Origin of the sequence: Streptomyces sp. NPDC094032, from assembly GCF_040303965.1 — a bacterium.
Taxonomy (GTDB): domain Bacteria; phylum Actinomycetota; class Actinomycetes; order Streptomycetales; family Streptomycetaceae; genus Streptomyces.
The window spans coordinates 173779-186584 of sequence record NZ_JBEOUE010000004.1; the positions used below are offsets into that span (position 1 = coordinate 173779).

The 12806-nt window shown below is 72.9% G+C and carries 10 protein-coding genes; 6 read left to right on the forward strand and 4 right to left on the reverse strand.

The genetic code is table 11. The features are described 5' to 3' along the window. Positions 1-2: 2 nt before the first annotated feature. A complete protein-coding gene (locus ABTZ54_RS08920; protein ID WP_351658835.1) occupies positions 3-1421 on the reverse strand; it encodes an amino acid permease in 1419 nt (472 codons plus the stop codon). A gap of 117 nt (positions 1422-1538) precedes the next feature. Next, positions 1539-2933, reverse strand: coding sequence for an amino acid permease (locus ABTZ54_RS08925; RefSeq protein ID WP_351658836.1), 1395 nt, complete (start codon positions 2931-2933; stop codon positions 1539-1541). Between the two features lie 257 nt (positions 2934-3190). Between ABTZ54_RS08925 and ABTZ54_RS08930 the strand changes: the two genes are divergently transcribed. After that, complete coding sequence (locus ABTZ54_RS08930) at positions 3191-3793, forward strand: biotin transporter BioY (RefSeq protein WP_351658838.1); 603 nt, start codon at positions 3191-3193, stop codon at positions 3791-3793. An 81-nt stretch (positions 3794-3874) separates the two neighbouring features. Here the strand turns inward: ABTZ54_RS08930 and ABTZ54_RS08935 are convergent, their stop codons facing one another. Continuing rightward, on the reverse strand, positions 3875-5338 hold the full coding sequence (locus ABTZ54_RS08935; RefSeq protein ID WP_351658839.1) for an amino acid permease: 1464 nt from the start codon (positions 5336-5338) through the stop codon (positions 3875-3877). 185 nt (positions 5339-5523) lie between these two features. On the opposite strand from ABTZ54_RS08935, the gene ABTZ54_RS08940 reads away from it, so the two are divergent. Both ABTZ54_RS08940 and ABTZ54_RS08945 read left to right on the forward strand, forming a co-directional pair. Continuing rightward, complete coding sequence (locus tag ABTZ54_RS08940) at positions 5524-6015, forward strand: ribose-5-phosphate isomerase (RefSeq protein WP_351658841.1); 492 nt, start codon at positions 5524-5526, stop codon at positions 6013-6015. Between the two features lie 9 nt (positions 6016-6024). Then, on the forward strand, positions 6025-6867 hold the full coding sequence (locus ABTZ54_RS08945; RefSeq protein ID WP_351658843.1) for an Fpg/Nei family DNA glycosylase: 843 nt from the start codon (positions 6025-6027) through the stop codon (positions 6865-6867). Positions 6868-6922: 55 nt separating this feature from the next. Here ABTZ54_RS08945 and ABTZ54_RS08950 read toward each other — a convergent pair whose 3' ends face one another. Continuing rightward, complete coding sequence (locus tag ABTZ54_RS08950) at positions 6923-8152, reverse strand: GNAT family N-acetyltransferase (protein WP_351658844.1); 1230 nt, start codon at positions 8150-8152, stop codon at positions 6923-6925. Positions 8153-8259: 107 nt separating this feature from the next. Between ABTZ54_RS08950 and ABTZ54_RS08955 the strand changes: the two genes are divergently transcribed. The 3 genes from ABTZ54_RS08955 to ABTZ54_RS08965 all read left to right on the forward strand — a co-directional run bounded on the left by ABTZ54_RS08955 (position 8260) and on the right by ABTZ54_RS08965 (position 12805). Continuing rightward, positions 8260-9405: a PP2C family protein-serine/threonine phosphatase gene (locus ABTZ54_RS08955; RefSeq protein ID WP_351658846.1), complete on the forward strand. Its 1146-nt coding sequence runs from the start codon at positions 8260-8262 to the stop codon at positions 9403-9405. Positions 9406-9522: 117 nt separating this feature from the next. Further along, the gene (locus ABTZ54_RS08960) at positions 9523-10299 is read left to right on the forward strand and encodes an ABC transporter ATP-binding protein (protein ID WP_351658848.1); all 777 of its coding nucleotides are present in this window, start codon (positions 9523-9525) and stop codon (positions 10297-10299) included. Between the two features lie 55 nt (positions 10300-10354). Beyond that, positions 10355-12805, forward strand: a complete 2451-nt coding sequence (locus tag ABTZ54_RS08965; RefSeq protein ID WP_351658850.1) for an ABC transporter permease — start codon at positions 10355-10357, stop codon at positions 12803-12805. Position 12806 lies beyond the last annotated feature (1 nt).

The window sequence follows — 12806 nt, forward strand, 5'->3', positions numbered from 1 at the left end:
GGTCACACCTGGTCGGTGACGGCCCCGCGCTTCTTCTGGAGGACGAAGCCGACCAGCGCGAGCAGCAGCGTCAGGCCGCCCGTCGCGTAGAGCTGCACCCGGGTGCCCTCCTCGCGGGCCATCAGGAAGAAGATGCCCGCCATGCCGGCCAGCGCCACCCAGGTCAGCACCGGGAAGCCCCACATCCTCACGACCAGCTTCTCCGGCGCCTCGCGCTCGGTGCGGCGGCGCAGCACCAGCTGGGAGGCGGCGATGAAGAACCAGACGACCAGGATGATCGCGCCGATCGTGTTGAGCAGCCAGATGAAGATGTCGTCCGGGCGCCAGTAGCTGAGCAGCACGCAGGCGAAGCCGAAGACGGAGGAGACCAGGACCGCCGCGCGCGGCACGCCGCCGGAGGTGCGGCCGAGCGCCTTCGGGCCCTGGCCGCGGGCGACCAGCGAGCAGGCCATGCGGGAGGCGCCGTAGACGTTGGCGTTCATCGCGGAGAGCAGGGCGATCAGGACGACCACGTTCATGATCTGGCCGGCCGCCGGGATGCCCAGGTGGTCGAGGGTGGCCACGTACGGGCCCTTCTCGACGACCGCCTTGTCGCCCCACGGGACGAGGGTGACGATGACGGCCATGGAGCCGATGTAGAAGAGCGCGATGCGCCACATCGCCGTACGGACGGCCTTGGCGACGCCCTGGACCGGGTGCTCGGACTCGGCGGCGGCGATGGTGACGGTCTCCAGACCGCCGTACGCGAAGACGGAGGCCAGCAGGCCGACGATCAGGCCCTCGGAGCCGTTGGGGAAGAAGCCGCCCTCGCCGGTGAGGTTGGCGGTGCCGGGGGCGTCGGTGCCCGGCAGGACGCCGACGATGGCGAGCACGCCGATGCCGAGGAAGAGGACGATCGCGCCGACCTTGAGCGCGGCGAACCAGAACTCGAACTCGCCGAAGTTCTTCACGGCCGCCAGGTTGGTGCCGCAGAAGACCAGCATGAACAGCGCCACCCAGGCCCACTCGGGGGTGCCGGGGAACCAGCCGGTCATGATCTTCGCGGCGCCGATGCCCTCCAGGCCGACGGCCACGCAGAGCAGGAACCAGAAGGCCCAGCCCGCGGTGAAGCCGGCCCAGGGGCCGAGCGCCCGCTCCGCGTGGACGGAGAAGGAGCCGGAGGCCGGGTTCGCCGCCGACATCTCGCCCAGCATGCGCATCACCAGCATGACGAGCACACCGGAGATCGCGTACGCGAGGACGATCGAGGGACCGGCGGCGGCGATGCCCGCGCCGGAGCCGACGAAGAGGCCGGCGCCGATGACTCCGCCGAGGGCGATCATCGACAGATGGCGCTGCTTGAGGCCGTGGGTGAGCCCCTCTGCGGGGGCGGAGCTGCCGTCCTTGCGGTCGGCCGGCGCGGGCGCGTTTGTCCGGGACATGGGCGAACCCTGTTCACTAGCTGAGACGGGGAGGGTGGCCCACAGTCTGGGCGCCTGTACCGCTCACAGGGAATGGATGTCCGCTATACGGGCACGACCTTCACACAAGGTGAAGAATCACTTCCGCTTTGTGCGCGACTCGCGCAGCCACGCCACCACCAGGACCAGCGCCGTCGCCCCGCTCGACCACAGCACCTGCGGCCGCGCCGCGTCGTCGGCCAGCATCAGGACCAGCACGACGGCCATCGCCCCCAGCGCCGTCCAGGTCAGCCAGGGGAAGCCCCACATCCTCAGCGTCAGGGTCTCGGGCGCCTCCCGCTCGATCCGGCGCCGCAGCCGCAGCTGCGAGACCGCGATCAGCGCCCAGACGAAGAGCAGCACCGCGCCGACCGAGTTGAGCATGTAGAGGAAGACGGAATCCGGCCACTTCAGATTGAGCAGCACGGAGACGAAGCCGAACGCCACCGACGCCAGCACCGCCCGCCGCGGCACGCCTCCGCCGGACACCCGCAGCAGCCCCTTGGGCGCCTCCCCGCGCTCGGCCAGCGAGAACACCATCCGCGAGGAGCCGTACAGATTGGCGTTGAGCGCCGAGAGCAGCGCCACGAACACCACCACGTTCATGATCTGCCCGGCCCCCGGCACCCCGATCGAGTCCAGCACCGCCACGTACGGCGACTCGCCGGGCTCCAGTGCCGTCCACGGCAGCAGGGTCACGATCACCAGCATCGAGCCCACGTAGAAGAGGAGGATCCGCCACACCGCGCTGCGCACCGCCCGCGCCACGTTGCGCGCCGGGTCGTCCGACTCGGCCGCCGCGATGGTCACGACCTCCAGGCCGCCGAAGGCGAAGACCACGGCGAGCACCCCGGACACCACCCCCGACCAGCCATTGGGCAGGAAGCCGCCCTGGCCGGTCAGGTTGGCCAGACCCACCGGATCGGTGTCCGGCAGCCAGCCGAAGACCGCCATCGTGCCGAGCACCAGGAAGAGCACGATCGCGCCGACCTTCAGCGCGGCGAACCAGAACTCGAACTCGCCGAAGTTCTTCACCGCCGCCAGGTTCGTGGCGGTGAACACCACCATGAAGACCAGCACCCAGCCCCACTGCGGGACCCCCGGCACCCAGCCGTGCGCGATCCGCGCCGCGCCCGTCGCCTCCACGGCGAGCACCACGACCAGCAGGAACCAGTACAGCCAGCCCACCGAGAAGCCCGCCCAGCGCCCCAGCGCCCGCTCCGCGTGCACCGAGAAGGCGCCCGAGGCCGGCATCGCCGCCGACATCTCGCCCAGCATCCGCATGATCAGCATCGCGAGCGCGCCCGCGATCAGATACGACACGACGATGCCGGGACCCGCGACCGCGATGCCCGCTCCCGAGCCCACGAAGAGCCCCGCGCCGATCACCCCGCCGAGCCCCAGCATCGTCAGATGCCGCTGCTTGAGACCGTGTGAGAGGGGCTCCGGCTCAGGAGCGAGGGGCTCCGCTGCGGGGGTGGGGGCGTCGTGCATGCGGGGGGCTCGCGCTCTGGAAGGGTTTATGGAGACCCCACAGTCTCTCCGGTGGGAGTCCCCTGGCGCAAAAGGGACCTCCGGGTGCGAGTTCCCAGTGACAAGCGTCACGTGGCGCACGGCCCGATCGGGCGGGTTTGTTTGATCTCCACGAAGGGCTCAACCCCCGCTTTGTGGGCGGCTGATGGTGATCGGCCGTTCACCCCTGGCATACGGTCGAGCCTGTCCCCCCGTCGCCCACACCCCGCGGAGTACCGATGAGCACCGCAGCCGCCCCCGTCGCCCCCGTCAGCCCGCTCCGCGCCGGAACGGTCCTCGCCGACCTGATCCCCGCCAGCCGCGCCCGCGACATCGCGCTGGTCGTCGGCGGCGCCGCGCTGACCGGCCTCGCCGCCCAGCTCGCCGTCCCGGTCCCCGGCTCCCCGGTCCCGGTCTCCGGCCAGACCTTCGCCGCCCTGCTCGTCGGCACCGCGCTCGGCGCCCGCCGCGGCTTCCTCTCCCTCGGCCTGTACGCCGTGGCCGGCATGGCGGGCCTGCCCTGGTTCGCCGAGGCGAGCTCCGGCTGGGCCATGCCGTCCTTCGGCTACATCCTCGGCATGCTGCTCGCCGCCACCGTCGTCGGCGGCCTCGCCCGGCGCGGCGGCGACCGCTCGGTGCTGCGGACGGCGGGCACGATGGTGCTGGGCTCCGCGATCATCTACGCGGTCGGCGTGCCGTACCTGGCCCTGGCCACCGGCATGACCCTCGGCCAGGCCGTCGCCGCGGGCCTCGTCCCGTTCCTCATCGGCGACGCGCTCAAGGCCGCCCTCGCGATGGGCGCGCTGCCCACCGCGTGGAAGCTGGTGGGCCGCAAGGGCTGACCCCGGCCCCGTAAGACAGGGCGCGAGAGAGGCCCCCGCCAGTCCGGCGGGGGCCTCTCCCATATTCACGTCACAGGGGGCTCAGACCCGCTGGTCGAGCTCCGTCTGCGGCGCACGCTTGGCAATCCGCTCCTTGACGAGCCCGATCGCCAGCACGAGCGCGGCCACCAGGAGCGAGAGCACGACCTGCTCCCGGTTGCTGCCGCCGTCGTAGACCATGTAGCCGAGGACGCCGACGATCATGGCGATGGTCGCCCAGGTCAGGTACGGGAAGAGCCACATCCGCACGACCAGCTTCTCGGGCGACTCGCGCAGGATGATCCCGCGCATTCGCAGCTGGGTCACGCAGATGACCAGCCAGACGAAGAGGGCGACCGCGCCGGAGGAGTTCAGCAGGAAGGCGAAGACGGTGTCGGGCCACTTGTAGTTGAAGAAGACCGCGACGAAGCCGAAGACCACCGAGGAGAGGATCGCCGCCTGCGGCACGCCCCGCTTGTTGGCCTTGGCGAACGCCTTCGGCGCGTCACCGCGCTGCCCGAGCGAGAAGGCCATCCGGGAGGCGGTGTAGAGGCCCGAGTTCAGGCAGGACAGGACGGCGGTCAGGACGATCACGTTCATGATCTGGCCGGCGTGCGGGATGCCGATGGAGTCGAGGGCGGCGACGTACGAGCCCTTCTCCAGGATCGACTTGTCGTTCCACGGCAGCAGGGTGAGCACGACGAAGATCGAACCCAGGTAGAAGACGCCGATCCGCCAGATCACGCTGTTGGTGGCCTTGGTGACGGCCCGCTGCGGGTCCTCCGACTCGCCGGCGGCCAGGGTGACGATCTCGCTGCCCATGAACGAGAAGACGACCATCAGCACACCGGTGAGCACCGCGCCCGCGCCCATCGGGAAGAAGCCCCCGGTGTCGGTGAGGTGCGCGAAGCCCGCGCCCGGGTTGTCCGAGCCCGGCAGCACGCCGAAGACGGCGAGCAGACCGACCACGACGAAGGCGGAGATGGCGACGACCTTGATGCCCGCGAACCAGAACTCGAACTCGCCGTACGAGGCGACGGAGCCGAGGTTGGTGGCGGTGAGCACCACCATCACGATGAGCGCCCAGCCCCACTGCGGGACGGCCGGGATCCAGCCCTCCAGGATCTTGGCGCCCGCGGTGGCCTCGACCGCGAGCACCACGACCCAGAAGAACCAGTACAGCCAGCCGATGGTGAAACCGGCCCAGCGGCCCAGCGCCCGGTCCGCGTAGGCGGAGAAGGAGCCGGAGGAGGGGCGGGCGGCCGCCATCTCGCCGAGCATCCGCATCACGAAGACGACCATGGCGCCGACCAGCGCGTACGACAGGAGGATGGCGGGCCCGGCCGCGGCGATGCCGGAGCCGGAGCCGACGAAGAGACCGGCGCCGATCACGCCACCGATGGCGATCATCGAGAGGTGGCGGTTCTTGAGGCCTGCCTTGAGGCCGTTGGAGCCGTCGGACTGCTGTGAATCACCGGTGGCTCCGGTGTTCCCGCCTTCCTTCTCCAGGGTCGGTTGCGTGTTCATGAACGCTTCCTTCGAGGTGGGGGGTTTGCTCGGGTCACGAGCTGGACACATGTAACCCGGAGTTCGGCCCGTGCGGAAGGGTTGATTCCGGATCGTGATTCAGGACATAAGGTCCGGACCAGACAGGACCAAGGTCCCGACCCCGCTGACGGCTACCCCGTCGCCGCCATGCCACACTCGGAACCATGCGCGTCTACCTCGGTTCCGACCATGCCGGCTACGAACTCAAGAACCACCTCGTCGAGTGGCTGAAGGCCCACGGCCACGAGCCCGTCGACTGCGGCCCCCACATCTACGACGCCCTCGACGACTACCCGCCGTTCTGCCTGCGCGCCGCCGAGAAGACGGCCGCCGACAAGGACAGCCTCGGCATCGTGATCGGCGGCTCCGGCAACGGCGAGCAGATCGCCGCGAACAAGGTCAAGGGGGTGCGCGCCGCCCTCGCCTGGAGCGAGCAGACCGCCGCCCTCGGCCGTGAGCACAACGACGCCAACGTGATCTCCATCGGCGGCCGGATGCACACCCAGGAAGAGGCGACGAAGTTCGTCGAGATCTTCCTCTCGACCCCGTACTCGGGCGACGAGCGCCACACCCGCCGCATCGAGATGCTCTCGGCGTACGAGACCACGGGCGAGCTCCCCCCGATCCCGGCGCACCACCCGCAGCACGAGGCCTGATCCGCACCCATGCCTGAGGGGCACACGATCCACCGGCTGGCCGCCGACTACCGGGAACGGTTCGGCGGCCGGCCCGTGCGTGCCTCCAGCCCGCAGGGCAAGTTCGCCGACTCGGCCGCCCTGCTCGACGGCACGGTCCTCACCACCACCGAGGCCCACGGCAAGCACCTCTTCCTCGGCTTCCCGGGCGAGGAGTGGGTCCACATCCACCTGGGCCTCTTCGGCAAGGTGAACTTCGGCCCCGCCCCCGCGCCGCCCGCCACGGACACGGTCCGGCTGCGCCTGGCCAACCCCGAGGCGTACGTCGACCTGCGCGGCCCGACCACCTGCGCGCTGATCACCGACGCGGAGAAGCAGGCGATACACGACCGGCTCGGCCCCGACCCGCTGCGTCCCGCCGACGACCCGGAGAAGGCCTGGCGCCGGATCTCGAAGTCCCGCACGACGATCGCCGCCCTGCTGATGGACCAGAAGATCATCGCAGGCGTCGGCAACGTCTACCGGGCCGAGGTCCTCTTCCGCCACGGCATCGACCCGTACCGCCCGGGCAAGGACCTGACCACAGGGGAGTGGGCCGCGATCTGGGACGACCTGGTCCTCCTGATGCGCGAGGGCGTCCGCCTCAACCGCATCGACACGGTCCGCCCCGAACACACCCCCGAGGCGATGGGCCGCCCACCCCGCGTGGACGACCACGGCGGCGAGGTCTACGTCTACCGCCGCGCGAACCTCCCGTGCCATGTCTGCGACGGGGAGATCCGCACGGCGGACCTGGCGGCCCGGAACCTGTTCTGGTGCCCGTGCTGCCAGAAATCCAGCCAGGGCGGAAAATCCAGCCCCTCCGGCGTTTGAGGAGCGGGGGTCCGGGGGCGGAGCCCCCGGTTTCGGGAAGGGGCGGGGTGGGGGACTAGAACCCGTGCGGCAACCACGGCGCGACCGGCGCCCCGAACGCCACCGACGCCTCGACCAACGCCCCCTCCCGCACCTCCCGAACCCGCCCCGCCGCGCCGAGCGACACGAGCGAGTTCCCACCCAGGTAGACGGACCCCAACTCCCGTACGGACAGGACCAGATCGGCAGGGTCATCCGTGCGCACGCACACCGCCCCCTTCGCATCCCCCGTCAACCGCCACCGCCCCTCGTTCCAGGGACACACCGCGTCCGCGACCTCGAACACCACATCCACCCCCGCCTGATACGTCCGCGCCTCCAACGCCGCCCCCACGTCCACGAGCCGCACATGCAGTCCGTCCCGCACCGTCACCTCGCACCGCCGCACATCGCTCACCAGATGCAGCCACGCGTCGTCCACCGGCCGGCTGTGGATCCGCACCCGCGACGTCAGGTCCACCGAGCACAGGAACCGCCACAGCGCCGCCTCGGCCGCCGGATCGAGCCCGGCGAGATCGTGCAGGAGCACGGACCCGTCGGACCCGTTGAACGACCACTCGGGCTTGACCGCGTACCGCGCGTACCCCACGACCTCCCCGTCCCGCTCCGCCAGCACGCACTGCCGGGGCGAGGCGCCCTCCCGGTCGCCCGCCGGGTCCATCAGCGCGACCCGCTCCCAGCCGGGCCGCCGCTCCAGCATCCCCGGCCGACCGGCGACCAGCTTCGCGTACACCGCCTCGCAGACCTCCAGCGACTCGGCGGGCGACGCGTACCGCAGCGCCACCCCGTCCGTGCCCTCCGGAACGGAGAGCCGCACCCGGGTCGTGTCGATCGTCGCCCGCGCCGAATACGCCGCCACCGCGTACCCGAAACGCCCGTAGATCTCCGGCTCCGACGCCGTCAGCACCGCGAGCGGCTCGCCCCACGCCCGTACGTCCGCCAGCTGGCGCCGCATCATCGAGGTGAGGATCCCGCGCCGCCGGTGCGTCCCGGCCACGCTCACCATCGTCACGCCCGCCGCCGGGACCACGGCCCCGCCCGGCACCGCGAGCCGGAAGGTGAACGCCCCCGCCGTACCGACGCAGCGGTCCCCGTCCCACGCGCCGATCGACCGCTCGTACTCGGTCAGCTCCTGCCAGAGCTTCCGCTCCTCGTCCGCCTCCGGAACCCCGCCGAAGGCGAGCTCCAGCACGCCGTACCAGTCGTCCCATTCGGCCGGGTCGAGAACCCGGAGTTCAGTCGTCATATGCCATCGATATCAGCGCCCCACCGCCCGTCGCGACCCGATTTCGAGCGCAATGTCACCTGGGTCCCTCTGCACGAGCGTCGATCGGGTGGATAGGGTCCAGGCCAATGGGACGTCGCGGCGGAGTGGACTCGTACGCGGCCCGGATGCGCAAGAGCGCCCACCGGGCCCGCATCGCGCTGCGCCGGTCCGGGGTCGACTACTTCCGCGGCGACGGCTCCGACTGGGTCGCCCTCATCGGGCTCCTGCTCATCATCCCCGCCATCACCTGCGGCACCCTCCTCAACCCGGTGTGGTGCTCACCGGTCGCCCTCGCCCTGCCGATCGTCGCCGGCGGACTGCTGCTGCGCCCCGCCAGCCTGCTCGGCCTGTACGCGGCCGCCGCCGGCGCGCTCATCGTCGAGTCGCTCGTCCTCGGCCCGTACACCGAGGGCCCGGCCAGGGTCACCCCCGGCACCGTCCTGGTGGTCGCCGCCTGCGGCCTCTTCGGACTGCTCATCGCCCAGTTCCGGGCCCGCGTCGGCGTGCCCTGGCGGCGCGGCGGCACGATGCTCTTCGACCTGCGCGAACGCATCCGGGTGCAGAGCGCCCTGCCTCCCCTGCCGAAGGGCTGGCACCGCGAGATGGCGCTGCGCCCGGCCGGCGGCCAGTCCTTCTCCGGCGACTTCGTCGTCGCCGCCCGCACCAACGGCGGGCGCACCCTGGAGGTCCTGCTCACCGACGTCTCCGGCAAGGGCATGGACGCGGGCTCCCGCGCCCTGCTGCTCTCCGGCGCCTTCGGCGGCCTCCTCGGCTCGCTGCCCCCGCACGGCTTCCTGCCCGCCGCCAACGGCTACCTCCTGCGCCAGGACTGGGACGAGGGCTTCGCCACCTCCATCCACCTCGTCCTCGACCTGGAGTCCGGCGACTACGAGCTGCTCTCCGCGGGCCATCTGCCCGCCCTCCAACTGCACGCGGGCAGCGGCCGCTGGGAGGAGAAGTCCGGCGAGGGGCCCCTCCTCGGCGTCTACGACGGCGCCGAGTTCCACCCGGTCAAGGGCTCCCTGCGCCCCGGCGACGTCCTCATGCTCTTCACCGACGGCCTCGTCGAGGCGGCCGACCGCGACATCGCCGAGGGCATCGACCGCCTCACCGGCGAGGCCGACCGCTATGTCGCCGCCGGGTTCGAGGGCGCCGCCTGGCATCTGATCGAGGCCTGCGCCAAGGACGTCAACGACGACCGCGCGCTGCTCCTGATCAGCCGCAGGGGCTGACCCGAGCGCCCGGGGTGGGGCCACCCCCACCCCCAGGAGACCGGCCGCCCGCATGGCCCCCGACCTGCGGGAATCCGTACGTTCGACGAGTCGGTCACGAACATACGGAGGACACTCATGGCACCCCGGGAACCCGCCCCCCTCGGCACGGCAGCCGTCGAACTCACCGGGGTACGCCGCCAGTACGGCAAGGGGGACGGCGCCGTGCACGCGCTCCGCGGCATCGACCTGCGCCTCCCGCACGGCAGCTTCACCGCCGTCATGGGCCCCTCCGGCTCCGGCAAGTCCACCTTCCTCCAGTGCGCGGCCGGACTCGACCGCCCCACCGCGGGCTCCGTCCGCCTCGGCGGCACCGAGATCACCGGCCTCGGCGAGAACCGGCTCACCGAGCTGCGCCGCAGCCGCCTCGGCTTCGTCTTCCAGGCCTTCAACCTGCTGCCCTCGCTCACCGTCGAGCAGAACGTCCTGCTGCCCCTGCGCCTCGCCGGCGAGCGCCCCGACCGGCGCCGCGCCGCGGAGGTCCTCGGCCAGGTCGGCCTCGGCGACAAGGGCGCCCGCCGCCCCGCCGAGCTCTCCGGCGGCCAGCAGCAGCGCGTCGCCCTCGCCCGCGCCCTCGTCACCCGCCCCGACGTGATCTTCGCGGACGAGCCGACCGGCGCCCTCGACACCACGACCGCCGCCGAGGTCCTGGCACTGCTGCGCGGCGCGGTCGACGGCCTCGGCGCCACCGTCGTGATGGTCACCCACGACCCCGTCGCCGCCGCCTACGCCGACCGGGTCCTCTTCCTCGCCGACGGCTCCCTCGCCGACACCCTCCCGCGCACCACCCCGGACCGCATCGCCGCCCGGATGGCGTCCCTCACCACCCCGCACCGGATCGGAGCGGCCGCCTGATGCCCCGCCTCGACAGCCTCGCCCGCGCGGCAACCCGGTTCGGAGCGGCCGCCTGATGCCCCGCCCCAACAGCCTCGCCCGCGCCGCCGTCCGCTTCAAGCCCTCCGCCTTCGCCGGCACCTTCGTCGCGCTGCTGCTGGCCGCCGCCGTGATCTCCGGCTGCGGCCTCCTGCTCCAGACCGGCCTCACCGCCTCCATCCCACCCGCCCGCTACGAATCCACCCCCGTGGTAGCGGCCGCAGACCAGCGGCTGCACACCACGATCGGCTACGGCGAGGAGCGCAGCACGCTCTCCGCGGCCGTACCCGACCGGGCCCGCCTGGACGCCACCCTGGTCCGCACCGCCGCGGCCACCCCGGGCGCCGCCCACGCCATCGGCGACGTCACCTACCCCGTACGCACGACCTCCGGCCCCCCACTCACCGCCTCCGGCTGGAGCTCCACCACCTTCACCGGCACCCGCCTGACCGCCGGCACACCCCCGGGCGAGGATGAGGCGGTCGTAGCGCCCGGCGGCGGCCGGATCGGCGAGCGGATCACGCTGCACACGCCGGCGGGGGAGCGCACTTTCACGGTTTCGGGGCTGGCGGCACGCCCGGCGGCCACGACATCGGCCCCCACCCCCACCTCCATCTGGTTCTCCGACGCCCAGGCTCTCGCCCTCTCCGGCCACCCCCGCACCGTCGACGCCATCGCCGTCCTGCCCGAGAAGGGCACCGACCCGGCCGCGCTCGCCGCCCAGGTGGAGCGCGCGCTGGGCGGCAGGGCGCAGGTGTACACCGGCGACGACCGGAGCCTCGCCGAGGGGGCCGGGCTGCCGGCCGCCCGGGAGCTCCTGATCGCCCTCGGCGGCTCCTTCGGCGGGACCGCCACCCTCGTCGCCGTGTTCACCGCCGCCGGCACCATCGCGCTCTCCGTCGGGCAGCGCTCCCGCGAGTTCGCCCTGCTGCGGGCGATCGGCGCGACCCCGCGCCAGCTCCGCCGCTCCATCGCCACCGAGTCCCTGCTCGTCGCCCCGCTCGCCGGCGCCCTCGGCTGCCTGCCCGGCCTCGCCCTCGCCACCTGGTGGTTCGGGCAGCTCAAGGAGCGCGGCGCGATCCCCGAAGGGGTACGCCTCGACACCGGCCCGATCCCCTTCGCGGTGGCCGTCGCCGCCACGCTCCTGACCGCCCTGCTCGCCGGCCTCGCCGCCGCCCGCCGCCCCTCCCGTACCGCACCGGGCCGCGCGCTCGCCGAGTCGCAGGTCGAGCCGCGCGCGACCGGCCGGATCCGCACCCCGCTCGGCCTCCTCGCCCTGGCCGGCGGCGCGACCCTCGCGGGCGTGGCCGCCCGCTCCTCCGGCGTGGACGCCGCCAACGCGGCCCTCGGCGTCGTCATGCTCTTCATGCTGGCCGTCGCCCTGCTCGGCCCGCCGCTCGCCCGGCTCTGCGCGGCCCTCGGCGGACTGCCCCTGCGCGCCTCCGGCGCCGCCGGACACCTCGCCGCCGCCAACACCCGCGCCAACGCCCGGCGGCTCGCCTCCGCGCTCACCCCGATCGTCCTCGCGATGGCCTTCGCGTCGACCCTCGTCTTCCTGCACACCAGCACCGACCGTGCCACCGAGCGCCAGCAGCGCGCCGCGCTCGTCGCCGACCATGTCGTCACCGCCCCGGCCGGACTCCCCGCCGACGCGGCCGAACGCGCCGCCCGCGCCCCGGGCGTCACCGCGGCCGTCGCCGTGCAGCGCACCGGCGTCCTGCTCCCCGACGCCGACGCGGGCTTCCTCCGCGCCACCGCGCAGGGCGTCTCCGCCGACCCCACCCCGGTCCTCGACCTGGACGTCCGCACCGGCTCGCTCGCCGCGCTGCGCCCCGGCACGGTCGCCGTCGACGCCAACCTGGCCGAGGCCCAGGACGTACGCACCGGGGACCGCCTGGAGCTCCGGCTGCCCGACGGCACCCGGACGGAGCCGCTCGTCGTCGCCACCTACGGGCGCGGCCTCGGCCTGGCCGAGGTGACGCTCCCGGCCGCCGCCCTGACCGGGCACGTCACCTCCCCGTACGCCACCGAGCTCCTGGTCCGGGGCGGCGAGCCCGCCGCCCTGGCCCCGCTCGGCACCGTCACCGACGCCGACGGCTGGTCCACCGCGCAGAGCCGCGACCGCGAGCTCAACGCCTGGGCCAACACCACCATGGCCGCCGTCCTCGGCGGATTCGCCGCCGTCGCCGCCGCCAACACGCTGGTGATGACCGTCCTCGACCGCCGCCGCGAGCTGCGCACCCTGCGCCTGGTGGGCACCACCCGCCGCCAGGTCCTGCGGATGATCCGCTGGGAGGCCCTGCTCGTCACGACGTCGGGCCTGGCCATAGGCACCACCATCGCCCTGGCCACCCTCTTCCCCATGACGAACGGCCTGACCGGCGAGGACCCGTACATCCCACCACTCCTGTACGCCTCCTTCGCGGCGGCCACGCTAGCCCTGGGCCTCACCGCCACTGCCCTACCGGCCCGAGCCGCACTACGCTGAC

Excerpts from the sequence above, each read along its gene's own strand:
- ABTZ54_RS08935 (WP_351658839.1), bottom strand. The coding sequence starts at position 5,338 with ATGAACACGCAACCGACCCTGGAGAAGGAAGGCGGGAACACCGGAGCC.
- ABTZ54_RS08950 (WP_351658844.1), bottom strand. The coding sequence starts at position 8,152 with ATGACGACTGAACTCCGGGTTCTCGACCCGGCCGAATGGGACGACTGG.
- ABTZ54_RS08965 (WP_351658850.1), top strand. The coding sequence starts at position 10,355 with ATGCCCCGCCCCAACAGCCTCGCCCGCGCCGCCGTCCGCTTCAAGCCC.
- ABTZ54_RS08960 (WP_351658848.1), top strand. The coding sequence starts at position 9,523 with ATGGCACCCCGGGAACCCGCCCCCCTCGGCACGGCAGCCGTCGAACTC.
- ABTZ54_RS08920 (WP_351658835.1), bottom strand. The coding sequence starts at position 1,421 with ATGTCCCGGACAAACGCGCCCGCGCCGGCCGACCGCAAGGACGGCAGC.
- ABTZ54_RS08925 (WP_351658836.1), bottom strand. The coding sequence starts at position 2,933 with ATGCACGACGCCCCCACCCCCGCAGCGGAGCCCCTCGCTCCTGAGCCG.
- ABTZ54_RS08940 (WP_351658841.1), top strand. The coding sequence starts at position 5,524 with ATGCGCGTCTACCTCGGTTCCGACCATGCCGGCTACGAACTCAAGAAC.
- ABTZ54_RS08930 (WP_351658838.1), top strand. The coding sequence starts at position 3,191 with ATGAGCACCGCAGCCGCCCCCGTCGCCCCCGTCAGCCCGCTCCGCGCC.
- ABTZ54_RS08945 (WP_351658843.1), top strand. The coding sequence starts at position 6,025 with ATGCCTGAGGGGCACACGATCCACCGGCTGGCCGCCGACTACCGGGAA.
- ABTZ54_RS08955 (WP_351658846.1), top strand. The coding sequence starts at position 8,260 with ATGGGACGTCGCGGCGGAGTGGACTCGTACGCGGCCCGGATGCGCAAG.